This is a genomic window from Nocardioides sp. T5, from assembly GCF_048161455.1.
Taxonomy (GTDB): Bacteria; Actinomycetota; Actinomycetes; order Propionibacteriales; family Nocardioidaceae; genus Nocardioides.
On the sequence record NZ_CP182415.1, the window covers coordinates 426,514 to 450,485 of the forward strand.

At 73.7% G+C, this 23,972-nt stretch carries 25 protein-coding genes; 10 read left to right on the forward strand and 15 right to left on the reverse strand.

Annotated elements, in window-relative coordinates:
* Window positions 1-8: 8 nt before the first annotated feature.
* Window positions 9-494 (reverse strand): CinA family protein, encoded by a 486-nt coding sequence (locus ACNKF0_RS02035; protein WP_416955333.1) that lies wholly within the window; start codon window positions 492-494, stop codon window positions 9-11.
* A gap of 170 nt (window positions 495-664) precedes the next feature.
* On the opposite strand from ACNKF0_RS02035, the gene ACNKF0_RS02040 reads away from it, so the two are divergent.
* From ACNKF0_RS02040 to ACNKF0_RS02050, 3 genes are read left to right on the forward strand one after another with little or no spacing between them, the layout of a single operon-like run.
* Complete coding sequence (locus ACNKF0_RS02040; protein WP_416955335.1) at window positions 665-1,846, forward strand: zinc-dependent alcohol dehydrogenase; 1,182 nt, start codon at window positions 665-667, stop codon at window positions 1,844-1,846.
* The gene (locus ACNKF0_RS02045) at window positions 1,843-2,805 is read left to right on the forward strand and encodes an iron-containing redox enzyme family protein (RefSeq protein WP_416955337.1); all 963 of its coding nucleotides are present in this window, start codon (window positions 1,843-1,845) and stop codon (window positions 2,803-2,805) included. The genes ACNKF0_RS02040 and ACNKF0_RS02045 overlap by 4 nt, the downstream gene beginning before the upstream one ends.
* A complete protein-coding gene (locus ACNKF0_RS02050) occupies window positions 2,802-3,008 on the forward strand; it encodes a CDGSH iron-sulfur domain-containing protein (RefSeq protein ID WP_416955339.1) in 207 nt (68 codons plus the stop codon). Before ACNKF0_RS02045 ends, ACNKF0_RS02050 begins: the two co-directional genes overlap by 4 nt.
* A gap of 186 nt (window positions 3,009-3,194) precedes the next feature.
* Here ACNKF0_RS02050 and ACNKF0_RS02055 read toward each other — a convergent pair whose 3' ends face one another.
* The 7 genes from ACNKF0_RS02055 to ACNKF0_RS02085 are packed head-to-tail and all read right to left on the reverse strand — an operon-like array spanning window position 3,195 to window position 9,926.
* On the reverse strand, window positions 3,195-3,812 hold the full coding sequence (locus ACNKF0_RS02055; RefSeq protein ID WP_299929173.1) for a methyltransferase: 618 nt from the start codon (window positions 3,810-3,812) through the stop codon (window positions 3,195-3,197).
* Window positions 3,809-5,398 carry a phytoene desaturase family protein gene (locus ACNKF0_RS02060; protein WP_416955341.1) on the reverse strand — a complete coding sequence of 530 codons (1,590 nt, stop codon included), beginning with the start codon at window positions 5,396-5,398 and terminating at the stop codon, window positions 3,809-3,811. The genes ACNKF0_RS02055 and ACNKF0_RS02060 overlap by 4 nt, the downstream gene beginning before the upstream one ends.
* Window positions 5,395-5,832, reverse strand: coding sequence for an SRPBCC family protein (locus ACNKF0_RS02065; protein WP_299929179.1), 438 nt, complete (start codon window positions 5,830-5,832; stop codon window positions 5,395-5,397). The genes ACNKF0_RS02060 and ACNKF0_RS02065 overlap by 4 nt, the downstream gene beginning before the upstream one ends.
* A complete protein-coding gene (locus tag ACNKF0_RS02070) occupies window positions 5,829-6,686 on the reverse strand; it encodes a glycosyltransferase family 2 protein (RefSeq protein ID WP_416955343.1) in 858 nt (285 codons plus the stop codon). The genes ACNKF0_RS02065 and ACNKF0_RS02070 overlap by 4 nt, the downstream gene beginning before the upstream one ends.
* Window positions 6,683-7,726, reverse strand: coding sequence for a hypothetical protein (locus tag ACNKF0_RS02075; RefSeq protein ID WP_416955345.1), 1,044 nt, complete (start codon window positions 7,724-7,726; stop codon window positions 6,683-6,685). The genes ACNKF0_RS02070 and ACNKF0_RS02075 overlap by 4 nt, the downstream gene beginning before the upstream one ends.
* Window positions 7,723-8,790: a glycosyltransferase gene (locus tag ACNKF0_RS02080; protein ID WP_416955347.1), complete on the reverse strand. Its 1,068-nt coding sequence runs from the start codon at window positions 8,788-8,790 to the stop codon at window positions 7,723-7,725. Before ACNKF0_RS02080 ends, ACNKF0_RS02075 begins: the two co-directional genes overlap by 4 nt.
* On the reverse strand, window positions 8,787-9,926 hold the full coding sequence (locus ACNKF0_RS02085) for a glycosyltransferase (protein WP_416955349.1): 1,140 nt from the start codon (window positions 9,924-9,926) through the stop codon (window positions 8,787-8,789). The genes ACNKF0_RS02080 and ACNKF0_RS02085 overlap by 4 nt, the downstream gene beginning before the upstream one ends.
* A gap of 189 nt (window positions 9,927-10,115) precedes the next feature.
* Between ACNKF0_RS02085 and ACNKF0_RS02090 the strand changes: the two genes are divergently transcribed.
* On the forward strand, window positions 10,116-10,790 hold the full coding sequence (locus ACNKF0_RS02090; RefSeq protein WP_299929533.1) for a GAF and ANTAR domain-containing protein: 675 nt from the start codon (window positions 10,116-10,118) through the stop codon (window positions 10,788-10,790).
* A gap of 7 nt (window positions 10,791-10,797) precedes the next feature.
* On the opposite strand, the gene ACNKF0_RS02095 is transcribed toward ACNKF0_RS02090, so the two are convergent.
* Together ACNKF0_RS02095 and ACNKF0_RS02100 are read right to left on the reverse strand one after the other, a co-directional pair.
* The gene (locus tag ACNKF0_RS02095; RefSeq protein WP_416955351.1) at window positions 10,798-11,508 is read right to left on the reverse strand and encodes a GAF and ANTAR domain-containing protein; all 711 of its coding nucleotides are present in this window, start codon (window positions 11,506-11,508) and stop codon (window positions 10,798-10,800) included.
* Window positions 11,509-11,516: 8 nt separating this feature from the next.
* Entirely contained in the window at window positions 11,517-11,852 is a 336-nt protein-coding gene (locus tag ACNKF0_RS02100; RefSeq protein WP_416955353.1) for an ANTAR domain-containing protein, read from the reverse strand.
* Window positions 11,853-12,026: 174 nt separating this feature from the next.
* Here ACNKF0_RS02100 and ACNKF0_RS02105 point away from each other — a divergent pair, with 174 nt between their 5' ends.
* The 3 genes from ACNKF0_RS02105 to fgd all read left to right on the forward strand — a co-directional run bounded on the left by ACNKF0_RS02105 (window position 12,027) and on the right by fgd (window position 15,002).
* Window positions 12,027-12,998: a helix-turn-helix transcriptional regulator gene (locus ACNKF0_RS02105; protein ID WP_416955355.1), complete on the forward strand. Its 972-nt coding sequence runs from the start codon at window positions 12,027-12,029 to the stop codon at window positions 12,996-12,998.
* Window positions 12,999-13,117: 119 nt separating this feature from the next.
* On the forward strand, window positions 13,118-13,948 hold the full coding sequence (locus ACNKF0_RS02110; protein ID WP_416958391.1) for a sigma-70 family RNA polymerase sigma factor: 831 nt from the start codon (window positions 13,118-13,120) through the stop codon (window positions 13,946-13,948).
* Window positions 13,949-13,988: 40 nt separating this feature from the next.
* Complete coding sequence (fgd, locus tag ACNKF0_RS02115) at window positions 13,989-15,002, forward strand: glucose-6-phosphate dehydrogenase (coenzyme-F420) (RefSeq protein ID WP_299929202.1); 1,014 nt, start codon at window positions 13,989-13,991, stop codon at window positions 15,000-15,002.
* Between the two features lie 85 nt (window positions 15,003-15,087).
* Here fgd and ACNKF0_RS02120 read toward each other — a convergent pair whose 3' ends face one another.
* From ACNKF0_RS02120 to ACNKF0_RS02130, 3 genes are read right to left on the reverse strand one after another with little or no spacing between them, the layout of a single operon-like run.
* Complete coding sequence (locus ACNKF0_RS02120; protein WP_416955358.1) at window positions 15,088-16,497, reverse strand: NAD(P)/FAD-dependent oxidoreductase; 1,410 nt, start codon at window positions 16,495-16,497, stop codon at window positions 15,088-15,090.
* Window positions 16,494-17,849 carry an aspartate aminotransferase family protein gene (locus tag ACNKF0_RS02125; protein WP_416955360.1) on the reverse strand — a complete coding sequence of 452 codons (1,356 nt, stop codon included), beginning with the start codon at window positions 17,847-17,849 and terminating at the stop codon, window positions 16,494-16,496. Before ACNKF0_RS02125 ends, ACNKF0_RS02120 begins: the two co-directional genes overlap by 4 nt.
* On the reverse strand, window positions 17,842-19,365 hold the full coding sequence (locus ACNKF0_RS02130) for a CoA-acylating methylmalonate-semialdehyde dehydrogenase (RefSeq protein WP_416955362.1): 1,524 nt from the start codon (window positions 19,363-19,365) through the stop codon (window positions 17,842-17,844). Before ACNKF0_RS02130 ends, ACNKF0_RS02125 begins: the two co-directional genes overlap by 8 nt.
* 112 nt (window positions 19,366-19,477) lie before the next feature.
* Here ACNKF0_RS02130 and ACNKF0_RS02135 point away from each other — a divergent pair, with 112 nt between their 5' ends.
* The 3 genes from ACNKF0_RS02135 to ACNKF0_RS02145 are packed head-to-tail and all read left to right on the forward strand — an operon-like array spanning window position 19,478 to window position 22,914.
* Window positions 19,478-21,085, forward strand: a complete 1,608-nt coding sequence (locus ACNKF0_RS02135) for a PucR family transcriptional regulator (RefSeq protein ID WP_416958393.1) — start codon at window positions 19,478-19,480, stop codon at window positions 21,083-21,085.
* A gap of 50 nt (window positions 21,086-21,135) precedes the next feature.
* Window positions 21,136-21,474 carry a cupin domain-containing protein gene (locus ACNKF0_RS02140; protein WP_416955364.1) on the forward strand — a complete coding sequence of 113 codons (339 nt, stop codon included), beginning with the start codon at window positions 21,136-21,138 and terminating at the stop codon, window positions 21,472-21,474.
* Window positions 21,475-21,486: 12 nt separating this feature from the next.
* Window positions 21,487-22,914: a gamma-aminobutyraldehyde dehydrogenase gene (locus tag ACNKF0_RS02145; protein ID WP_416955366.1), complete on the forward strand. Its 1,428-nt coding sequence runs from the start codon at window positions 21,487-21,489 to the stop codon at window positions 22,912-22,914.
* Window positions 22,915-22,926: 12 nt separating this feature from the next.
* Here the strand turns inward: ACNKF0_RS02145 and ACNKF0_RS02150 are convergent, their stop codons facing one another.
* Entirely contained in the window at window positions 22,927-23,502 is a 576-nt protein-coding gene (locus ACNKF0_RS02150) for a carboxymuconolactone decarboxylase family protein (protein ID WP_416955368.1), read from the reverse strand.
* Window positions 23,503-23,596: 94 nt separating this feature from the next.
* Window positions 23,597-23,770 carry a CsbD family protein gene (locus ACNKF0_RS02155; RefSeq protein WP_299929224.1) on the reverse strand — a complete coding sequence of 58 codons (174 nt, stop codon included), beginning with the start codon at window positions 23,768-23,770 and terminating at the stop codon, window positions 23,597-23,599.
* Window positions 23,771-23,972 lie beyond the last annotated feature (202 nt).

The following is a 23,972-nucleotide window of genomic DNA, read 5'->3' on the forward strand; positions in this document are numbered from 1 at the left end:
AGACGCCGTCAGGCTGGGTTCGCGAGCTCGCGCACCAGCTCGTCGAGGGCGAGGCTCGTCGCCGCAGCCACGACCTCGCCGGGGTCGCCCGGCAGCCGGGCGTGGAGCGGTCGCGTGCCCGCCTCCGTGGACAGGGCGAGGTGGACGGTGCCCGGCGGGCAACCCTCCTGGGGGTCGGGTCCACCCACACCGGTGATGCCGAGGGCGACGTCGGCGCCCAGCAGCGTGCGTACGCCGTCCGCCATCTGCCGAGCGCACAGGGCGGTCACCACGGGGCCCCGGGTGACACCCAGCACCTCGAACTTCACCTCTGCGTCGTAGGCGACTACGGCGCCGCGGTACCACTCGCTCGCGGCCGCGCCGCGGCCGAGGAACGAGGAGATCCGTCCTGCCGTCAATGACTCCGCGACCGCCACGCGCAGGCCGTACGACGTCGCCAGCTCGGCGACGCGGTCGGCCCGCTCCTCATCGGTCGACTCGTCTTCACGGGGCACCTGGCACCTCCATGGTCGGGACACGCGGGCGCGGTCGGTACCTCCTGCGTTCCCCGTGCACCCGACCCCCATGCGCACGCATGGAACACGCATGGAAGAAGCCCAGCGGGGCACTGGCTGAGCACGCAAATCAGTACTCAGCACGACCGACCGAGGAGGTCACCGGTTTCATGAAGGCAGTCACGTGGCAGGGCAAGCAGGACATGCAGGTCAAGGAGGTCCCGGACGCGGTCATCGAGGAGCGCACGGACGTCGTCATCGAGGTGACCTCGACCGGGCTGTGCGGGTCCGACCTGCACCTCTACGACCCGCTGACGCCCTTCATGGCCGCGGGCGACATCGTCGGCCACGAGCCGATGGGCGTCGTGCGCGAGGTCGGCTCGGCCGTGACCACCCTGGCGCCCGGCGACCGCGTCGTGGTGCCCTTCAACATCAGCTGCGGCACCTGCTGGATGTGCACGCGCGGCCTCCAGAGCCAGTGCGAGACCACCCAGAACACCGACACCGGCACGGGCGCCAGCCTCTTCGGCTACAGCAAGCTCTACGGCCAGGTGCCCGGCGGGCAGGCCGAGCTGCTGCGGGTGCCGTTCGGCGACACCCTCCCGATCAAGGTGCCGCACGGTCCGACCGACGACCGGTTCCTCTTCCTCTCCGACGTGCTGCCCACCGCGTGGCAGGCCGTGGAGTACGCCGACGTCGAGGAGGGCGGCACGCTCGCGGTCGTCGGCTCCGGCCCGATCGGCGACATGGCGGCCCGGATCGCGCTCCACCGCGGCCTGCGGGTCATCGTCGTCGACTCCGTGCGCGAGCGGCTCGCCCGCGTCCACGGCCGCGGTGCCGAGACGATCGACTTCACCGAGGTCGACGGTGTCGGCGACGCCGTACGCCAGCTGACCGACGGCCGCGGCGCCGACGCCGTGATCGACGCCGTCGGCATGGAGGCGCACGGCTCGCCCGTCGCCGAGACCGCGCAGAAGGCGCTCGGCCTGCTCCCCAAGAAGGTGCAGGAGAAGGTGATGCTCAACTTCGGCGTGGACCGGCTCGCCGCCCTGATGAGCTGCATCGACAGCGTCCGCCGCGGCGGCACCATCAGCATCTCGGGCGTCTACGGCGCCCCCACCGACCCGCTGCCGATGTTCCAGCTGTTCGACAAGCAGGTGCAGGTGCGGATGGGCCAGGCCAACGTCCGGCGCTGGAGCGACGACATCCTCGCGCTCCTCCAGCAGGAGGAGGACGTGCTGGGCGTCGAGTCGTTCGCCACGCACCACCTGCCCCTCGACGACGCCCCCGAGGCCTACCGCAAGTTCCGCGACAAGGAGGACGGCATGGTGAAGGTGGTGTTCCAGCCGTGAGACTGCCCAAGCCGCGCGGCGGGCTGAGCGAGTGGCTCGTCGCCCGGCTGGCCGACCCGGGGCTGACCGGCTCGGCGCCCGGCGCGGACTCGTGGGACGACGAGTCGATCTCGCTCTGGACGCTGCACGAGCTGTCGTTCCGCGGCTTCGAGGACGCCGACGACCGCGCCGAGTGGGACCCCGACCTCCTCGGCGTGCGCCGCGACCTCGAGACGGCCCTCGAGGAGCGGCTGCGCGCGCGGTGGTCGGCGTCGCACGCCTCGGCCGCGGCCGCACCGTCGCCGGCCGAGGTGCCCTCGGCGCTCGAGGCGATCGTCGCCGCGGACGACGGCCCGTCGCTCGCCGACCGCGTGCGCCGGCACGCCGACCGCGACCAGGTGCTGGAGCTGCTGCGCCAGCGCTCGGTCTACCACCTCAAGGAGTCCGACCCGTCCGCCTTCGTCGTCCCGCGCCTGCCGGTGCGGGCCAAGGCGGCGCTGATGGCGCTGCAGTTCGACGAGTACGGCGACGGCGACCCCAACCGGCTCCACTCCCACCTCTTCGCGCGCGGCCTCGAGGCCGTCGGCCTGCGGGCGGAGTACGGCGCCTACGTCGACGACGCGATCCCCGAGAACCTCGAGATGAACAACGCCGGCTCCCTCCTCGGCCTGCACCGTCGGCTCCGCGGTGCGGCGATGGGGCACCTGGCGGCCTTCGAGATGACCAGCTCGCTGCCCTCGCGCAAGATGGTGCAGGGGCTCGAGCGGCTCGGTCTCGACGGTCCGATGTCGGCCTACTACGACGAGCACGTCGAGGCCGACGCGATCCACGAGCACCTCGCCGCCCGCGACATCTGCGGGACCCTCGCCGAGGACGAGCCCGACCAGGCGGTCGAGATCCTCTTCGGCGCCTGGACCTGCCTCGACGTCGAGGCCCGCTTCGCGACCGCGATGCTCGGGGTGTGGGAGGAGCAGTCGTGAGCGACCGCGACCACGCCGACTTCGACCACCCCGACGTCGTTCTCGTCCCGCACGGCCCGATGTTGTTGCGCGGCGCGGAGTCGGTCCAGGACCTCGAGGGCACGGTCCACGCCGTCGACCGCCCCGTCGTCGCCCTCTGCCGCTGCGAGAAGTCCAGCCGCCTCCCTTGGTGCGACGGGACCCACAAGGTCATCCCGCGCTGAGTCGCCTCCCGCCGCGCGTGTCCCGGCCGTCGGACGCCGACCCGCCCCATCGGCGGTGGGTGAGGCAGGTTTCGCACCTCGAGAACCTGCGTCACGCACCGCTCGCCAACGGACCGCTGGTGCGGCGGTGAGTGAGGCAGCTTTCCCAGCTCCAGAACCTGCGTCACGCACCGCTCGACGGCAGCGTCAGGCGCGGTCGATCCGGGCGAGCACCCCGCGCACCTGCTGGCGCACCTCGACCATCGCGAGCCGGCCCTCGGTGAAGCAGGGCTCGCCGCGCAGGGCGTCGGTCTGGGCGCGGGTGCCGACCTGCAGCACGGCCGAGCCGCCGGGGGCGAGGTGCTCGTCGACGACGGCGAGGCAGGCGCGGGCGACGTCGAGGCCGTCGTCGCCGCCGTCGATCGCGGTGAGCGGGTCCTCGGGGAAGCGACCGGTCTCCTCGCGCGGCACCCACGGCGGGTCGGCGATGATCACCGGGAACAGCTCGCCGGGCTCGAGCGCGTCCTGCAGCCGGCCCTCGCGCACCTCGACCCGGTCGGCCATCCCGGCGGCCAGCGCGTTGGCGCGGGCGTAGTCGCAGGCGACGGGGTTGGCGTCGACGCAGAGCAGGTGGCGCTCCGACGACGCGACGGCGAGGAGGCCGATGTGGCCGGCGCCCGCGCAGAGCTCGAGCACCGTGCCGTCCGGCGCGGTGGCGAGCAGGTCGGCCGCCCAGTCGGACTGCGCGGCCGTCCACTCGCGCGGGCGCAGCACGCGGTCGTCGAAGGCGATCGTGAGGGACCCGAAGGTCAGCTGGTCGGTCATCGGCGGATCCTTCGGTTCCAGAGGGCGGCGCGGGCGGCGTTGGCGCCGGCCGCGCCGTGGACGCCGCCGCCGGGGTGGGCGGAGGCAGAGGCGAGGTAGAGACCGGGAAGCCCGGTCGTGGCCCGGCCGCGCATCGCCGGGACGGGGCGGAAGACCAGCTCCTGGTGCAGCTGGGAGGTGCCGCCGTTGACGGCGCCGCCGACGAGGTTGGCGTTGCGCGCCTCGAGCTCGTGCGGGCCGAGCACCCGGCGCTCGAGGACGAGCTCGCCGAAGCCCGGCGCGCGAGCCTCGATGCGCGCCTGCATCCGGTCGGCGAAGCGCTGCGTGTCGTCGTGGCCCCACGCGCCCGTGACCTCGTCCGCGGCGTCGCGGCGGGTCTTCCCCGGCTGGGGCACGTGCGTGTAGGCCCAGAACGACTCGGTGCCGGCGGGCGACCGGGTCGGGTCGCTGGTCGTCATCTGGCCGGTCAGCAGGAACGGTCGGTCCGGCACGACCCCCGACGAGACCTGGGCCAGCGTCTGGGTCATCTCCTCCACGGAGTCGGCGACGTGGACGGTGCCGGGTGCCTGCTCGGGCCGGTTGGTCCACGGCACGGGCCCGGAGAGCGCCCAGTCGACCTTGACGGTGCCGGGGTCCAGCTCGAAGTCGCGCATGCCGCGCACCAGTCGCTCGGGCAGGTGCTCCTCGGCGACCAGGCGGCCGAAGAGGTGGGTGGCCGACACGTCGGCGAGTACGGCGCGGGTGGCGTACGACCGCCCGTCACGGGTGCGTACGCCGACCACGCGGCCGTCGCGGACGTCGACGGCGGTCACCTCGGCGTCGGTCACCAGCTCCACGCCGAGGCTCGTGGCGCGGGTGACGAGCGCCTGGGTGAGCTGCTGGGCGCCACCGCGGGGGACGGGGAACCCGACGGTCTGGCCGAGCATCGTCATCAGGACGCCGAAGACGCCGGAGCCGGGGGAGGAGAGCGGGAAGTCGGCGTGGCCGGCGTTGCCGCTGAGCAGCAGCTGCGCGGCGGGCCCGGCGAAGAGCTCGCGGCCCAGGGAGGCGACCGGTGTCGCCAGCCGTCGCACGGTGTCGAGGCCGCCGGCGCGGGCCATCGCGGGCACCAGCCGGGCTCCCGCGCGCACGGGCGGGAACGGCGAGGTGAGCCCGTCGACCAGTGCCGGGCCGATGCGGTCCCAGGCGCGGCACAGCTCCAGCCAGGCGTCCCCGTCGCCGGCCCGGAGCGCGTCGAGGCCGGCCGCGGTGTCGTGGCGGTCGCGGTGCAGGACGGCCCACTGGCCGTCGCCGAAGGGGTGGCCGAGCACCGCCGGTGCGTGCTCCCAGGTGAGTCCGTGGTCCTCCAGCCGGAGGTCGGTCATCGCGCGCGAGGCCACGGCCAGCGGGTAGAACGCGCTGAAGGTGTCGTGCACGAAGTCGGGGTGCACCTCGCGGTCGCTGCGGACCGCGCCGCCCGGCGTGGCCTGTGCCTCGAGCACCAGCACCCGCCAGCCGGCGTCGGCGAGCACGTTGGCGGCGACCAGCCCGTTGGGTCCGGCCCCCACCACGACGGCGTCGTACGCGCCCGTGGACGCGGCGCTCACCGCGTCCGGCCCTCCACCACGAAGGCCAGTCGCTGCAGGGCCTCGACGTTGCGCCAGTGCAGCTGGGCGTCGCGCAGGGGCTTGGGCACCAGCACGCCGGGGCCGGCGGTGGCGTCCTCGACCATGGTGACCAGGGTCGCGTCGCCGTCGGGGCGCAGCGAGATCTCGACGTGCGCCTCTCCGGCCGGCCAGCCGCGGGCCTTGAGGAGCAGCCGCCGTCCCTCGTCGACCTCGAGCACCTCGGTGGTGTCGTCGATCAGCACCGGCCAGCTGCCGACGCTGTGGTGCAGCCTGCTCCCGACGGCGGGCCAGGAGTCGTCGACCTCGCGCATCCGCGAGGCGCCGACGACGAAGAGGGGGTAGAGCCACCCGTCGGACAGGACCTCCCAGACCTGTTCGGGGGTGGCGGACACGGTGCGGGTCGTCGTGCTCATGGTGTCGTCTCCTTCACGCTGATCGGGGGTGTCTCGCGGATCCAGTGCCCATCCTCTCGCCGCACCAGTCCCCGGCGCTCGAACTCCTCCAGCCACCCGGTCATCGGCCACTCGCCCCAGCGCTCGTGGAAGGTCCGGCCGTTGCGGAGGATGTCGTCGAGGTGCTCGACCGGGGGGCTGCTCACCGGGTGGTGCTGGTGGTAGGCGCGGGCGCCGCCGACCCAGCCGAGGCCGATGCCGCGGGCGATCGCCGTACGACCCAGGTCGGTGTCCTCGCCGCCGTAGCCGACGTAGTCCTCGCAGAAGCCGCCGAGCCGGTCCCACGTGCGCGAGCCCACGGCGAAGGAGAGCGACCAGAAGAGGTCGGGGTCGTCGGACTCCAGCAGCTCGCCGGGCGCCGGGGCCGGTCGCGCGGGGTGCGGGTCGTCCCAGCCGGCGAGGGCGGCGGGGTCGGCGGGGTAGCCGTCGGGCGGGCGGGGCGGGAGGTAGGTCACCGGGCCCGACCAGATGCGGTGCGGTCGCGTGGTGACGACGTTGGCGTACGACGCCACGAGCCCGGCCCCGGCCAGGCAGTCGACGTCGAGGAGCACGACCACGTCGGCACCCGTGTCGAGCGCCGTCTCGACGCCGAGGTTGCGCGCGGCGGCGAGCGGCAGGCCGCCCCGGGGGCCGCGGCCGACGGCGACGACGTCGCGCGCGAGCCCGTCCACCTCCTCCGCGACGATGTCCGGGTCGTCCATGGCGACCGCGAGGTAGGTCTCGGGGCGGATCGCGGCGCGGGCGAGCGAGCGGTGCTGGGCGGCCAGGTGCTCGTGACGGCCGTGCGCGATCGTGACGACGGCGACCCGGGTCACGGCGCGGGCCTCGCGCTCACGCGGTCGCGGGTGGCGAGCACGACGTCGGCGAAGCGGTCGGCCGCCCAGCCGTCGCACCACTGGGTCCAGGGGCGCGGGTCGAGGGCAGCGGCCCGGTCGAGCACGTCGCTCCACTCGCCGGCCTCGGGCCAGGCGGTGCGCACCACGGCCGGCCAGCCGTGGGCCAGCACCTCGCCGGTCGCGCGCTGCTCGTCGTGGGGCCTGGCCTGCGGCAGCTCGACGGCGGGGCGCCGCGCGGCTGCGGTCTCGGCGAGCGCGTTCTGCCCGGCGTGGGTGACGACGACGTCGGCCCCGGCCAGCACGGCGGACGGGTCGTCGACCCACGTGCCGCGGTCGGCGCCCAGGACGTGCCACCGCCACTCGGGGGTGGCCCCCCGCGCGAGGCGTACGTCGTCTGCGCTGACGTCGTGGCCGCCCGAGCCGAGCATGAGGGCGACGGTGCGCTCGCGACCGTGCGAGCGGGTGCGCAGCGCGGGCCGCACCGGGTGACGCGACAGGGCGCCGACCGGCACCAGCCGGTCACGGAGGTCGTCCGGCAGCCCGGGCGTCATGTCGCCCGCGGTGCGCGGCCAGAACCCGACGAGCGCCTCGGCGACCCCGAACCCGAGGAGGTGGGCGCGGTCGTCGCGGCGCCCGGGCAGGACCACGCCGATCGCGGGCACGCCGTGGAGGCGGGTGAGCAGGAGCACCTCGACCGAGACGTCGACGACGACCAGGTCCGGTCGCGCGGACTCCAGCCAGGCGCTGAGCGTCGCGGCGCGGGACCGGGTGCCGTCGTGGAGCAGGGGGGCCCAGTGGAGGTGTCCGTCGGCGGTGACGTCCCGGGGATCGCCGTCGTCGTCGGGGGGCAGCCGGACCCAGTCGCCGACCCACCCGTCGGGTCGCGGCAGCGACGACAGGCCGGTGACCGCGATGCCCTCGCGCCGCAGCCGGGCGGCGAGCACCCCGGCGCGGTGGCGGTGGCCGCTGCCGACGTGGTGGACGTAGTAGCCGATGGTCGCCGTCTCGTCGCGGGTCACGCCGCGTTGTCCTGGCGGGTCATCTCGGCGTAGAGGTCGAGGTAGCCCTCGACCATCGCGTCCGCGCTGCACGTGGACTCCGCATAGGCACGGACGCCGCGCCGCTCGAGCCGGGCCGCGGCCACGACGGCCTCGGCCAGGGCTGCCGCGTCGCCGGGTGCGGCGAGCACGCCGCCCTGCGGCGAGACGACCTGGCTGAGACCACCGCGGGCGAAGGTCGCGACGGGGGTGCCGCTGGCCATCGCCTCGGCGGCGACGAGTCCGTAGGGCTCGTCCCACATGGGCGTCACCACCGCCACCGACGCCTGGCGCAGCAGCTGGGACAGCTCGCGTTGCGCGAGGTGACCGGCGTACATGGCGTCGACGCCGAGCAGCGGGGCGACTGCCCGGTCGAAGTAGGCCTGGTCCTGCACGGGACCGGCCAGCACCAGCGGCACCCCGGCGAGCCGGCAGGCCTCGACGGCGAGGTGGGGTGCCTTCTCCGGCACGATGCGGCCCGACCACACGGCCGGTCCGCCGCCCGGGCCGGCGGGCCAGTCGCGCAGGTCGAGCCCGTTGAGCACGACGTCGCTGTCCACCGCGTGGCGCCACGAGGTCGACGTCCACTCGCTCACCGCGACGAAGCGCGGCCGGCGCGAGCACAGCGCGACCGCCGACTCGATCATCGGCAGCGGCGGGGTGTGGAGCGTCGTGATCATCGGTACGTCGACGGCAGGCGCCATGGCGATGGGCAGGTGGTGGAGGCTGTTGTTGTGCACGACGTCGTACTCCTCGGCGCCGGTGCGGGCGAGGGAGAGCATCAGGGAGAGGTAGGCGTGGTGCTCGGCCAGCCAGCCGGGCCCGGGGGCGAACTTGTCGGCCATCGCGGCGGAGCTGACCTCGACGGTCGACAGCGGGAGCAGCCGCACCGGCAGCGAGGTGTCCGACCCCGGTCCGGCGAAGAGCGTGACGTCGTGGCCGCGCTCGGCGAGGCCGCGGGCGGTCGTCCAGGTCATCGACTCCAGGCCGCCGGCGAAGGGCTCTCGGATCGGGAAGCGGCTCGAGGCGATGAGGCAGATCCTCACCGTCGGACCACCGACTCGTAGACCGCCGCGTGTGCGTCGGCGACCTGCGCGCGCTGGCGGCGCCGGTCGTCCACGCTCGGCGGCGCAGCGACGTGGCCGGCGTGCGCCTCGCGCAGTGCGGCCACCAGGCTGTCGGCGTCGAGGTGGTCCTCGTCGTGCTCGTAGGTCAGCACGGGCGCCTGGTCGGCGAAGTAGCCGCACGAGGGAGCGACGACGGCGGTGCCGAGGTCGCGACAGGCCTCCAGCCAGCCGCTGTGGGTGCCGAAGCGGTAGGGAAGCACCGACACGTCGAGGGAGGCCAGGTAGGCCCACAGGCCGTCGTCGTCGAGGAAGTCGTGGACGTGCAGGTCGAGCTCGCCCTCGGCGGCGTGCGCCTGCAGGGCCTCGGCGAGCGCGGCGTCGTACCTCGCCCCCTCGGGGAGCAGCACGTCGCGGTGCCCGTTGACCTGCAGCACGGCGCCCGGCAGGTCGCGGACCGCGTCGACGAGCACGGGGAGGAGCGCGTGCGGGTTCATGCCGGCACGCAGGCTCTTGACGTGCATGCCGATGCGGAACTCGCGCTCGCGCGGTCCCCGCCTGCGGACGTCGCGCATTGCGGCGACGCGGCGCATCACGTCGAGGGGTACGACGTGGGGGTGCGGCACGACCACGGCCTCGCGTCCCCAGCGCTCGCGGATCTCGGCTTCGGCGCCCGGCGTCAGCGTGATGATGGCGTCGGCGGCCGGGACCAGCACGTCGAGGTGCCGGTCGTGGGCCTCGCGGTCGAGGTGGTGCGGGTTGCGCAGGTCGTGGACGGTGAAGACGAGCGGCTTGCCGCGTCGGCGCAGCGCCGCGACGAGCTCCTCGAGGTCGGCGGGGCTGCGGGCGTCGAAGCCGAAGTGCAGGTGGAAGACGTCGAAGTCGTGGGTCTCGACCCAGGTGGCGTCGAGCATGACCGGCGGCCACCACTGCTGCGTCGTCGCCGCACCCGGCGGCGTCGGGTCGGGCAGGCGCACCGGCCCCGAGCCGTCCTCGGGCGCGAGGTGACGGACGTACACGTGGTTGGCGGGAACCGAGGCGATGACGAGGCGCCCGGTGCGGGGACGCGGCACCGGCAGCGCGGTGTGCGCGTCCGTCGTCAGGTCGGAAGTGGTCACGCGCAGCGGTACCCGTGCGACCGGGGGTCATGCACGTGCGCCGCCAGGAGGCGACGAACTACCTCCTCTGGGAGGTGTCGCGTTGAGTCACGGCCAGCGGGGACGATAAATTCCGTCCAGGCTCCAGAAGACGGGTCTCAGGCGTACGTCCTTCAAGGATCCTCATTGTCATCCCATGACTCCTTGGCCGTGTTCGCGGCACTCGCAGCGGAGCTGCAGCAGGAGCCTGACGAGGCCGTCACCTCGCGCGCGATCGTCACCCGGATGCGCGACCTGGTCCCCGAGGCCGACCAGGTCAGCCTCACGATCCGCACGTCCCGCGGCCATCGCACGCTGGCCAGCAGCGACCCGCTCGCCCGGGAGGCCGACGCACTGCAGTACGCCCTGGGCGAGGGGCCCTGCCTCGAGATCGCCGACACCGGCGGCTGGCTGCGCAGCGGCGACGTCGGCGCCGACACGCGCTACCCCGCCTGGGGACCGCGCGCCTCCGAGCTGGGCGTGGGGTCGCTCCTCGCCGTCGCGGTGACCGACCGCGACGAGCCCCTCGGGGCCCTCAACCTCTACAGCACCCGCACGGGCGCGTTCGACGACCGCGACGTCGTCGACCTCGCCCTCGTGTACGCCGTCCACGCCACGACGGCGCTGTCGTCGGCCCGCCACGTCAGCACGCTGCAGACCGCGATCAGCTCCCGGCACGTCATCGGCATGGCGCAGGGCATCGCGATGGAGCGCTACGGCATCGACCAGCACCAGAGCTTTGAACTGCTACGCCGGCTCTCCTCCACCACCAACGTCAAGCTGCGCGACGTGGCGACGCAGATCGTGGAGACGCGGACCATCCCGCACGAGCGGGTGGACGACTGACAGCGCGTCAGGCCGGCAGGGAGCCGGTGTCGAGGACGTGCTCGGAGATGACCCCGATCTTGGTGCGTCGACTGCGTGCGGCCGTGCGCAGCGCGTTGAAGGCGCCGACGGCGTCCAGCCCGTGCCTGGCCATCAGGAAGCCGACGGCCCGCTCGATGAGCACGCGGTAGTCGAGGGCGTACTGCAGCTGTCGGGCGAGCTCGCCGGCCGTGTGCGCCTGGAGGGCGGCGCCGAGGGTGGTGGAGATGATCTCGGCGTAGCGCCCGATCGCGGCCTGCTCGCTCTCGTCCCAGTCGTGGGGTTCGCTCTTGTAGACGTCGAGGGTGCCGACGGGCACGCCCCCGAGGAGCACCGGGGTGCCCAGCACGGCGCGCACGGGTTGCTCGGCCATCGCCCGGGCCAGGGTCGGCCAGCGGTCGGCCTCGGCGGTCACGTCGCGGCTCGTCACCACGCGCGCCTGGACGAACGCCTCGGTGCACGGGCCCTCGCCGGCCTCCGCCTCGGTCTGCTCGAGCAGCCGGCCCGGGCCGTCGCTGGCGGCGGCGTAGACCAGGATGTCCTGCTCGTCGGCGATCAGCACGCCCGCGCCGTCCACGCCGAACAGGTCGACGCAGGCGGTGACCACGACGTGGAGGGCCGAGGTGATGCTGCCGTCGTCGTCCCGCGGCTGGGACAGCCGGCGCAGGCTCTCGGCGAGGGCGGCGTCATCGATGTTCATGCGCCGGATTATCCCTGAGCCGTCGGTCCTCCCGGCCAGCCGGACGCAGGGAGGTGTCCGACGAACCTCGCCAGCGCCTCGTGGTCGTCCGCGTCCGCAGTGCCGTCGTGGGTCGCCACGAGGACGCGCGCGACGATGCGGACCTTGGTGTTGCTGTCCTGCGAGACGCGCAGCATCGTGCGCCAGGCCTGGTCGGTGCTGCAGTCGAAACGGGCCGACAGCAGACCGATGGCCATGCCGATGTCGCGTTGCGACCGCACGGCCTCGTGCAGCTGGGCGACCTCGTCGCGCAGCGCATCGCCCTGAGGGGCGGGATCGCCCGGGGAAAGGGGTGTGGCAGACATCGTCACCTCTTGCATGACGTAGGTCCGCGGACACAGGGCGGAGTTGAACTGGAGCGAGTCCCACCCTACAGGCTGGACCCGTCACCTCCGAACGGGCGGAACGTCCGCATCTGGGTTAGAGTCGATGCGACTCAAGCCGTCGGGTCGTCCGCACGCTCCTCAGGAGGTGCTCAGATGCCCGACCGGGTTGCCCGACGCGAGTCCCCTGACGCCTTCGACTTCGACGGCGACGGCGACGCGGCCCGCGACTGGCTGGAGACGGCGTACGGGACCGCGCTGGGGCTGGACGGTCGGATGGGCGCGGTGCACCACCGGCGGCGCGAGCGCGGGGGCGTGTCGTTCGACCGGCTGCGCATCGACGAGTCCGTCAGCTTCGACGCCGAGCCGATGCCGCTGCTCGTGGTCGTCGACGTGCTGAGCGGCGAGATCGAGTACTCCCGCGGCTCCGTCACCGACCGCGGTCGCGCAGGCGACACGCTCCTCGCGGCCGGGTGGGGGATGGCGTTCTCCGGGGGTGGCAACGGCTACGACGTCCGCAACACCAGCGTCTCGCTCGAGGTGCTGAGCGCCGCGATCGCCGACATCGACCCCGACAAGACGAGCGACGACCTCCGGTTCAGCAGCTTCACGCCCCGTTCGCCGGCCGCGGCCGCGCAGTGGCGCGCGGTGGTCGACCGGCTCGGCGTCTCGCCGGAGGGCAGCGACCGCCCGGTCGGGCAGGGCGACGCGTCCCGCCTCCTGGCGCACAGCCTCCTGCAGACCTTCGCCAACAACGTGGTGGGGGACGACCGCGGGGCCGTCCGCGACGCCCGCGACGCCACCCAGGCCGTCGTACGCCTCGCGCAGCGCATCATCGCCGAGCGGGCCGGTGACGACCTGACGATGTCCGACATCGCCCGGGAGTGCCACGTCACGCCTCGTGCCCTGCAGTACGCCTTCCGGCGCCACCTCGACTGCACCCCGCACGCCTACCTCCGCCAGGTCCGCCTCGACCTCGTGCACCAGGTCCTGCGCGACGGCTCAGTGCCCACCGTGGGCGACGCGGCCGCCCGCTTCGGCTTCTTCAACCCCGGTCGCTTCGCGACCGAGTACCGCCAGGTCTTCGGCGAGAACCCTGGACAGACCTTGTCGCACGGCTCGCCCTGACGGGTGCGTTCGCATTGCGGCTGTCGTACTGGTCCAGACCATGCGACTGTGGTGGTTGATCGTCTTGCTGGAGACCACGGCAGGCGCCATCAACACCCAGGAAGCGAGCCGTGGATTCCATGTCGATCGCCCCTGCACTGCCTGCTGGACTCAACCCCGTCCGGCTCCGTCCCGCCCAGCCCCTCGAGGGTCGGGCACGTGCCCGTCGCACCGACGCCATCGTCAGCGACCTCCGCGACGTCCGCCGCCAGGCCGACGCCCACGAGCTGACCCGTCAGCTCATCGAGACCAATGCGGCCGTGGCCCGCAGCATGGCCTCCCGCTACCGCAACCGCGGCATCGACCTCGACGACCTCGAGCAGGTCGCGCTGCTCGGCCTCACCAAGGCCGCACAGCGCTTCGACCCTGCCGCGGGCCACGACTTCCTGTCGTTCGCCGTGCCCACCATCCGCGGTGAGCTGCGCCGGCACTTCCGTGACTCGGGCTGGATGGTCCGCCCGCCTCGTCGGGTGCAGGACCTGCAGACCCGCATCGCCGGCGCGCAGGAGGAGCTCGAGCCGCGGCTCGGCCGCTCACCCCGCCCCAGCGAGCTCGCCGCCCACCTCGGCGAGGACACCTCCGACGTGGTGGAGGCGCTCGCCGCCGACGGGTGCTTCACGCCCACCTCGCTGGACGCACCGGTGGCCGACGGCTCGTCGTCGATCGGCGACCTGCTGGGCGGGGAGGACCGGGCCCTGGCACAGACCGAGGCCAAGGTCATGCTCGACCCGCTGATGCGCGGCCTCACGGCGCGCGACCGTCGGATCCTGCAGCTGCGCTTCTTCCAGGAGCAGACGCAGCAGGAGATCGCGGAGTCCGTCGGGCTGACGCAGGCCCAGGTGTCGCGGGTCCTGACGCGGATCCTCGCCGACATGCGGGTCGGTCTGGTCGAGCGGCACGTGGCCGCCTGAGTCCCGAGGGCTCTGGGGGTCGCCGTGCCACCATGGCGCGGTGACCCCCTCTCTCGCCGTCGGTTACAAGGCCTCCGCCGAGCAGTTCGGGCCGCGTGAGCTCGTCGAGCTCGGCGTCCGTGCCGAGGGGGTCGGCCTCGACAGCGTCTGGGTCAGCGACCACCTCCAGCCCTGGCGCCACGAGGGCGGCCACGCGCCGCACGCCCTCACCGCGCTGGCGGCCCTCGGCGAGCGCACCGAGCGCGTCGTGCTCGGCACCAGCGTGCTGACGCCGACCTTCCGCTACAACCCGGCCGTGCTGGCCCAGCAGCTCGCCACGCTCGCCCTGCTCAACCCCGGCCGCCTGGTGCTCGGCGTCGGCACGGGCGAGGCGCTCAACGAGATCTCGGTCGGCCTGCCGGAGTGGCCCGACTTCAAGGAGCGCTGGGCGCGGCTGCGCGAGGCCGTACGCCTGATGCGCGAGCTGTGGGCCGACGAGCGGGTGAGCTTCGAGGGCGACTACTACCGCACCGTCGACGCCACGATCTACGACCGTCCCGACGGTGGTGTCCCGATCTGGGTCGCCGCCGGCGGGCCGCAGATGGCGAAGTACGCCGGTCGCGTGGGCGACGGCTTCATCTGCACCAGCGGCAAGGGCATGGACCTCTACACCGACAAGCTGCTGCCCGCGGTCGAGGAGGGTCGCGCCGCCTCCGACCGGTCGCCGCGCGACTTCTCCCGGATGATCGAGATCAAGCTGTCCTACGCCGCCACCCGCGACGAGGCCCTCGAGAACACCCGCTTCTGGGCGCCGCTGTCGCTCAGCGCGGAGGAGAAGCACCGGCTCCACGACCCCGTCGAGATGGCCGCCGCCGCCGACCGGCTGCCGATCGAGCAGGTCGCCTCGCGCTGGATCGTCGCCACGACGCCGTCCGAGGTCGTGGACGCGGTCCGGCCCTATGTCGACGCGGGCTTCGACCACCTCGTCCTCCACGGCCCCGGGCACGACCAGGAGTCCTTCCTCGCCGCCCTCGGCTCCGACGTCGTACCCGCCCTCCGCGAGCTCGCGCGCTGAGCGCGCGCATGGGGAACGAGATGCATGCTGAACGGGCCGATCGGCCTGCATCTGGTTCCCCAGGTGAGACCCGGGCCCGCCGAGCTCAGGAGTCGAAGCCCAGCCCCGCGCGGTCGAGGGCGCGCAGGAACCCGTTGCGCCGGCCCTCGCGGTGGTCGGCGCGGTCGAGCGACCAGCGGGTGAGGTTGATGCCGGCCGAGGCGAGGGGTTCGGGTGGGAAGGGGAGGGGCCGCTCGCGCACCATCCGCAGCTCGGTGCGCTCCGTCGGCTGACCGGAGAGCAGGTCGAGCAGCACCTCGGCCGCCCAGCGGGTGGCGCCCACCCCGAGGCCGGTGAAGCCAGCGGCGTGGGCGACGCGGCCGCCGTGGGTGGTGCCGTAGAACGCCGCGAACCGGGTCGACGTGTCGATGGCGCCGGCCCAGCGGTGGGTGAACCGGACCCCCTCGAGCTGCGGGAAGGTCGCGAGGAAGTGGGACGCGAGCCGCGCGTGGCTCTCCGGGCGGTCCTCGTGGCGCACGTGCAGCCCGCCGCCGGCGGGGTAGACGGCGTCGTACCCGCCCCAGAGCACGCGGTCGTCGGCGGTCAGGCGTGCGTAGTGGAACTGGTTCGCGAGGTCGCCGAGGCCCTGCCGGCCGGCCCAGCCGATCGAGGCGCGCTGCTCGGCGCTGAGCGGCTCGGTCACGAGCACGTAGTCGTAGACGGGCACGGTCATCAACCGGTTGCGGCGCAGCAGGGCCGGGAAGACGCCGGTGGCGAGCACGACGTGGTCCGACGTCACGACCGCCCGGTCCGTGGCGACCTCGACGACGCCGTCCTCGCGCCGCAGGCCGGTCACCGCGGAGTGCTCGTGGACCTCGACGCCGAGGTCGGCCGCCGCCCGGGCCAGGCCGAGCGCCAGCCGAGCGGGGTGGACCAGGGCCGTGGTGTCGGGCTCGAGCGCACCACCGAGGAACAGCGGGCTGTCGATCTCGCCCCGTACGCCGGCCGCGTCGAGGACGTGCGGCGAGCCCGCCAGCCACGCGAGCTGGTGGTCCTCGACGGCCACCGACAGCGTGCCCGTGCGCTCCCACTCGCACGCCAGGCCGAGGTCGCGCACGTCGGCCTCGAAGGCGTCGAGGTTGTCGGCCCCCAGCCGCTCGAGGACGTCGTACTCCTCGGGCCAGCGCGACCGGCCGTTCTCCTCGCCGTGGGTCAGCGACGCCTCGCAGAAGCCGCCGTTGCGCCCCGACGCCGCCCACCCGACGGTCTGCGCCTCCAGCAGCACGACCCGTCGACCGGGGTCGCGTCGCTTGGCGTGCACGGCCGCCCAGAGCCCGAGGTAGCCGCCGCCGACGACGGTGAGGTCGGCGCGGGTCGCGGCGGTGAGGGGGTCGTACGCCGGCGCCGCACCGACGTCATCGAGCCAGAAGACCGCCTGCTCGCTGCCGGCCAGCGACTCCGCCACGAGCCGCGGGTCCGGGGCGTGCCGCTCGTACGCCGTGGGGTGGCCGCTCACCCCGCCGCAGCCGTCAGCGCCGCGTCCAGGATCGCCAGGCCCTCGCGCGCCTCGTCGTCGGTGGTGGTCAGCGGCGGGACGACGTGGATGCGGTTGTAGTTGCTGAACGGCAGCATCCCGCGCTCCTGGCAGCCCTTCACGATCGCGCCCATCGCGGGGCTGGAGCCGCCGTAGGGCGCGAGCGGCTCGCGGGTGGACCGGTCGCTGACCAGCTCGACGGCCCAGAACGCGCCGGTGCCGCGCACCTCGCCGATCCACTCGTGCTTGTCGGCGAGCGCCTGCAGGCCGGGCCCGAGCACCTCGTCACCGAGTCGCGCCGCACGACCGACGACGTCGTCGTCCTCCATCGCGCGGATCGTGGCCACCGCTGCGGCGCACGCGAGGGGGTGGCCGGAGTAGGTGAGCCCGCCGGGGTAGGCGCGGTGGGCGAAGGTCGAGTAGATCTCGTCGCTGATCGCGACGCCGCCGAGGGGGACGTAGCCGGAGTTCACGCCCTTGGCGAAGGTGAGGAGGTCGGGGGTGACGCCGCCGTGCTCGACGGCGAACCAGCGACCGGCGCGGCCGAAGCCCGACATCACCTCGTCGGCGACCAGCACGATGCCGTGGCGGTCGCAGATCTCCCGCACGCCGGTGAGGTAGCCGGGCGGCGGGACCATGATCCCTGCGGTACCGGGGATCGCCTCGAGCACGATCGCCGCGATCGTCCCGGGTCCCTCCAGCGCGACCACCTGCTCGAGGTGCTCGAGCGCCCGCTGGCACTCCTCCTCCTCGGTCGTCGCGTGGAACGGGCTGCGGTAGAGGAATGGCCCGAAGAAGTGCACGGTGCCGGCCGACCCGTGGTCGCTGGCCCAGCGCCGCGGGTCACCGGTCATGTTCACCGCGAGGTGGGTGCCGCCGTGGTAGCTGCGGTAGGTGCTCAGCACCTTGTGGCGGCCCGTGTGCAGCCGCGCCATGCGTACGGCGTGCTCGTTGGCGTCGGCCCCACCGTTGGTGAAGAAGACGTGGTCGAGGTCGCCGGGGGTGTGGCTCGCGATGAGCCGGGCGGCCTCGGAGCGGGTGCCGTTGGCCATCGCCGGCGCGATCGTGCAGAGGTGCTCGGCCTGCTCCCTGATCGCGGCGACGATGCGCGGGTGCTGGTGGCCGAGGTTGGTGAAGACCAGCTGGGAGGAGAAGTCGAGGTAGCGGTTGCCGTCGCCGTCCCAGACGTGGCTGCCCTCGGCGCGGGTGACGACCATCGGGGAGATCTCGGCCTGGGCCGACCAGGAGTGGAAGACGTGCGCGCGGTCGAGCTCGTAGGCCCGCCCGGCGTCGTACGTCGTGCTCAGGTCGCTGGCGATCGTGGTCTCAGTCATTGCGCGGGAACCCCAGCTCGAGGCCGCCCTCGGGGCGGTTGGCCGGGTCGATCCACCGGGTGGTGACGACCTTGCCGCGGGTGAAGAAGTGGACGCCCTCGGTGCCGTGGGCGTGGGTGTCGCCGAAGAGCGAGCGCTTCCAGCCGCCGAAGGAGTAGTAGGCGACCGGCACCGGGACGGGAACGTTGACGCCGATCATCCCGACCTCGACGTCGGCCTCGAAGCGCCGGGCCGCGCCGCCGTCGTTGGTGAACACTGCGGTGCCGTTGCCGTACTGGTTGGCGTTGACCAGCGCGACCGCCTCGTCGTAGGAGCCGACGCGGACCACCGAGAGGACCGGCCCGAAGATCTCCTCGCGGTAGATGTCCATCTCGGGCGTGACGTCGTCGAAGAGCGTCGGGCCGAGCCAGAAGCCCTGCTCGGCCCCGCGGGCCGCCACGTCGCGCCCGTCCACGACGACCTTCGCCCCGGCAGCCTCGCCGGAGTCGATGAAGGAGCTGACCCGGTCGCGGTGCGCCCTGGTCACGAGCGGACCCATGTCGGCCTCCTTGCCCTCGCCCGTCGCCGAGCGGCCGCCGTCGCCGATCAGCAGGGTGCGGGTGCGGTCGGCGATCCGGGCGACGAGCTCGTCGCCGATCGGGTCGACCGCGACCAGCACGCTGATCGCCATGCAGCGCTCGCCCGCGCTGCCGTACCCGGCGTTGACGGCCGAGTCGGCGGCCAGGTCGAGGTCGGCGTCGGGGAGGACGACCATGTGGTTCTTGGCGCCGCCGAGGGCCTGGACGCGCTTGCCGTGCCGGCTCGCGGTCTCGTAGACGTACTCGGCGATCGGGGTCGACCCGACGAAGCTGATGGCCTGCACCTCGGGGCTGGTGAGCAGCGCGTCGACGGCCGTCTTGTCGCCGTGCAGGACGTTGAAGACGCCGTCGGGGAGGCCGGCCTCATGCCAGAGCGCGGCGAGCCAGTTCGCGGCACTCGGGTCCTTCTCGCTGGGCTTGAGCACCACCGCGTTGCCGGCGGCGATGGCGACGGGGAAGAACCACATCGGCACCATCGCCGGGAAGTTGAACGGGCTGATGATGCCCACCACGCCGAGCGGCACGCGCTTGGAGTGCACGTCGACGCCGGTCGAGGCCTCCTCGCTGTGCCCGCCCTTGAGCAGGTGGGAGATCCCGCACGCGAACTCCACGACCTCCAGGCCGCGGGCGATCTCGCCCATCGCGTCCGAGTGCACCTTGCCGTGCTCGGCGGTGATGATCGCGGCAAGCTCCTCCTTGCGCGCGTTGAGCAGCTCGCGGAACGCGAACATGACCTGCGTACGCCGCGCCAGCGAGGTCGTGCCCCACCCCTTGGCGGCGCGCGACGCGGCCGCGATGACGTGGGTGGCGTCGGCCGCGCTCGCCAGCGCGACGCGACCGGTGACCTGCCCGGTGGCGGGGTTGGTGACGTCGGCCCAGCCGGTGGGGGAGCCGGTCAGGGGCGAACCGTCGGCCCAGTGCACGATCTGCTCTGTCATGCCGCCCATCCTGCGCGTCGTACGCCGTCGGGGCGGGTGTCGGATCGTCGGCATCGGTCGCGCTGGCCGGACACATCGTCACCCCCTGCACGCGTAGGCTGCGCCCGTGGACATGACGCCGGGGGTGACGCTCCGCGAGGCGCTGGAGCTGCCGACCTTCCACCGCGCCGCCCCCGAGGTCGTCGCCGGCGGCGCCGGGACCGACCGGGCGATCCGCTGGGTGCACGCCACCGAGCGCCTCGACGTGCGCCAGCTGCTGCGCCCCGGAGACCTGCTGCTCACCATGGGCACCGGCCTGCCGGCCGACGACGACGCGGCCGGACTGACGGCGTTCGTCGACGAGCTCGCCGACGTCGGCAGCGCCGGTGTCGTCGTCGAGCTCGGCCGACGGTGGTCGCGCGCGCTCCCGGAGGCCCTGGTCGACGCGTGCGAGCGCCACGGGCTGCCGCTGGTCGTGCTGGGGCGGGAGACCCGCTTCGCGGCGCTGGCCCAGGAGATCGGCGAGCGCGTGGTCGACCAGCAGCTGGCCGAGCTGCGCGAGGCGCAGCGCGTGCACGAGACCTTCACCGAGCTGAGCAACGACCTGGCGAGCCCCGTGGACATCCTCCGGGCCGTGCAGCGCCTGGCCGACGCGCCCGTCGTCGTCGAGAACGCCCAGCACCGCCCGCTCGACTACTTCGCCGGGCCCGACGAGGACGACGGCTTCCTCGACGGCTGGCCCGCGCGGTCGCGGCGGGTGGAGGTGGCCGGGCGCACCGGCTGGGACGCCGCCAACGGCTGGCTCGTCACGCGACTGGGCACGACCGACCGGGCCTGGGGCCGGCTGGTCATCGGGTCGCCGGAGGCTCCGTCGCAGCGGCTGGTCGCCGTGGCCGAGCGGGCCGCGTCGGCGCTCGCGCTGCACCGGCTGCACGATCGCGACCGCGGCACCCTCATGCGCCGTACGCACCTTGAGCTGCTCACCGGCCTGGCCGAGGACCCCGGCTCCGACGACGTGCGGCGTCGCTGCGAGCTGGCCGGATTCCCGGTGCACCGCCGCAGCCTCACCGGTGTCGTCCTGCGCGGGCGGGTCGGCTCCGTGCCGCTCGTGGACCTCGACGAGGTCGCCGCCACGGTGGTGCGCTCCGCGCACGCGCTCCGGGTGCCGGCGCTGGTGTGCGAGGTCGAGCGTGACCTGCGGGTCCTGGTCTCGACCGCGCCCGGGGCGGACGCCGACGACCTGGTCGACCGGCTGGCCGCCCGCGTGCTGGCGCACCACGACGTGGTGGTCGCCGCCGGCCGCACCGTGCCGGAACGCGCCGGCGTCGCGCGCACGGTCGCCGAGGCCGGGCAGGTCGCCGACGCCGTTCCGCAGTCCCGGTGCGGGCAGGACCCCGACGTCCACCGGCTCGCCGACCTCCACCTGCGCGGGCTGCTGGCGCTGCTCGGCGAGGACGACCGGGTGCGGCTCTTCGTCGAGCGTGAGCTCGGGCCGCTGCAGGAGCATGACCGGGCCGACGGCTCGCGCACCGAGCTCGTCGCCGCCCTGCGCGCCCTCGTCCTGCACCCGGCCAGCAAGACCGAGGCCGCAGCGAGCCTCCACCTGTCCCGGGCCGCGTTCTACGACCGCCTCGCCCGGATCGAGGCGATCCTCGACGCCGACCTCGACGACCCCGACGTCCGCGTCTCGCTGCACGTGGCGCTCGTGGCAGACGAACTGTTGGGTGCGCGGGCCAAGTGACGACAGATCGTCGGCCCGACTGTGCCGCGCCGCTGGGGACGATGTCCGACATGACCCGCGTGACCACCCGTGTGCTGGACGTCGCCACCACCGTGCCGACCACCCCGCTCGACCCCGGCACCGTCGTCGACGGTGCCCCGGAGGCCGGGTCGCGCGCGCTGGCCGCGGTCTCGGGCGTCGAGGTCGGCGTCTGGGAGATGACCCCGGGCACCGCGACCGACGTCGAGGTCGACGAGGTGTTCGTCGTGCTGTCCGGATCGGGGACGGTGTCCTTCGACGACGACGGCGAGGAGGTCGCGCTCCGCCCGGGCAGCGTCGTACGCCTGCGGGCCGGGGAGCGCACCACCTGGGTCGTCCACGAGACCATCCGCAAGATCTACGTCGCCTGACCGGGAGCCCTGATGACCGACACGATCCGCAACTTCATCGACGGCGAGCTCGTGGAGTCGGCGGCCACCGACTTCATCGACCTCGTCGACCCGGTCACCGGCGAGCCCGACGGACGCTCACCGGTCTCGACCCCCGAGGAGGTCGACCGGGCGTACGCCGCCGCGGAGCGCGCGTCGGCGTCGTGGAAGCGGCTCACCCCCGGGGCGCGCCAGGCCCACCTGCTCGACCTCGCCACCGCGATCGCCGAGCGACGCGACGAGATCAGCGAGGTGCAGGCGCGCGACACCGGCCAGCCGGTGCGCTACATCGCCAGCGAGGAGGTCGACCAGGGCGTCGACCAGCTGCGGTTCTTCGCCGGTGCCGCGCGGCTGCTGGAGGGGAAGTCGTCGGGGGAGTACCTCGAGGGCCACACCTCGGCGATCCGTCGCGAGCCGATCGGCGTGGTCGGGCAGGTGACGCCGTGGAACTACCCCTTCGCGATGGCGATCTGGAAGATCGCGCCCGCGCTGGCCGCAGGCAACACGGTCGTGCTGAAGCCCAGCGACACCACGCCCCGCTCGACCGTGCTGCTCGCCGAGATCGCCGGCGCGATCCTGCCGCCGGGGGTGCTCAACGTCGTCAACGGCGACGCGACGACCGGTCGCCACCTCGTCGAGCACCCGACACCCGGGCTGGTCGCGATCACCGGCTCGGTCCGGGCGGGCACCGAGGTCGCCCTGTCCGCGGCGAGGAACCTCAAGCGGGTCCACCTCGAGCTCGGCGGCAAGGCGCCCGCGGTCGTGATGCCCGACGCCGACCTGCCGCGGGCCGCGGAGATGATCGCCGCGGCGGCCTACTTCAACGCCGGCCAGGACTGCACGGCCGCCACCCGGGTGATCGCCCACAGCAGCGTCCACGACGAGCTGGTCGAGCTCCTCGTCAAGGCGGCCGAGGGCACGCGCCCGGGCCCGCCGTCGGACCCCGACGCCGACTACGGCCCGCTCAACAACGCCACCCACCTCGCCAAGGTCGAGGCGTTCCTCGCCGAGCTCCCCGACCACGCCACGGTCCGCACGGGCGGCGCCCGCCACGGCGAGGCGGGCTTCTTCTTCGCCCCGACCGTCGTCACCGGCGTACGCCAGGACGACCGCGTCGTGCAGGAGGAGGTCTTCGGCCCGGTGCTGACCGTGCAGTCCTACGACGACGAGTCCGACGCGGTCGCGATGGCCAACGGCGTGCCCTACGGCCTGGCGGCGAGCGTGTGGACGCGCGACGTCGGGGTCGCCGACCGGCTCACCCGCGAGCTCGACTTCGGCTGCGTGTGGGTCAACACCCACATCCCGTTCGTCTCCGAGATGCCGCACGGCGGGTTCGGTGCGTCGGGCTACGGCAAGGACCTGTCGGGCTACGGGTTCGACGACTACACGCGCATCAAGCACGTCATGACCGCCCACTGCTGACGACCCGCGGGGCTACTCCTCCGGCACGCCCACGTCGAACACGTCGAGCAGCTGGGCGAGCGTGCGGTAGTAGCCGACGAGCACGACCAGCTCGGTCATGGTCGTCGCGCCCAGCGTGGCGGCGTACGAGGCGTAGGTCTCGTCGTCCCACCGGGCCTCCGGTCCGGTGTCGGCCAGCAGGCGTTGGCAGAACGCGTGCGCAGCACGCTCGTGGGGGTCCGTCGAGGTGAACGAACCGTCCGCGAGCGCGGCGAGCTCGTCCTCGGTGAGGCCGACCGCGCGGCCGACCCGCTCGTGGGCGTAGGCCTCGAACGTGCTGCCGGTCGCGGCGGCGACGGCCAGGATCGCGATCTCACGGGTGCGGGCGCTGAGCCGGGTCGCGTAGCGGATCGCGGAGCCGAGCTCCTGCAGCGGCGCGCCCAGCGCCGGCTCGTGGAGCATGACCCCGAACGGGCCGGTCAGCGACCCGTCCTCGTGCACGAGCGGGAAGTGCTGCCGTCCGCTCCCGCGCGGTCCGCCGACGATCCGCTCGCGCAACGCGCGCTGGGCCTCGCTCAGCTCGGTCGGGGTCAGGTCGGGCAGCCGCAACGGGGTTCCTCCAGGTTCAGGTGGGTGGTGGGGATCAGGATGACCGACCGGGGGCCGGGGTCGCCGGCCCCCGGTCGGGGTTCAGGGTGCTGCTCTACTTCTTGAAGGCGTCCTTGACGTTCTCGCCGGCCTGCTTGAGGTCGGCGGCGGACTGGTCCTTCTTGCCCTCGGCCTTGAGCTTGTCGTCGTTCGTGGCCTCGCCGGTGGTCTCCTTGACCTTCCCGGCGATGTCCTGAGCAGCGTTCTTGGCCTTGTCGGCGATACCCATGAGGGCCTCCTTCGATCGGTGGTTTCCCTGGTTGGTCGTGCCGAGGTGGCAGATCGTCACGCGGGTGTGCCGAATTTCTCGCGCCGCGCCTCCAGGCCACGCGGGGTCGATGTCACACGTGGGGAACCAGGTGCAGGCGCATTGGCCCGATCGGCATGCATCTCGTTCCCCGACCGGGCTCACCGGCCTTCAGCTCAGCTGG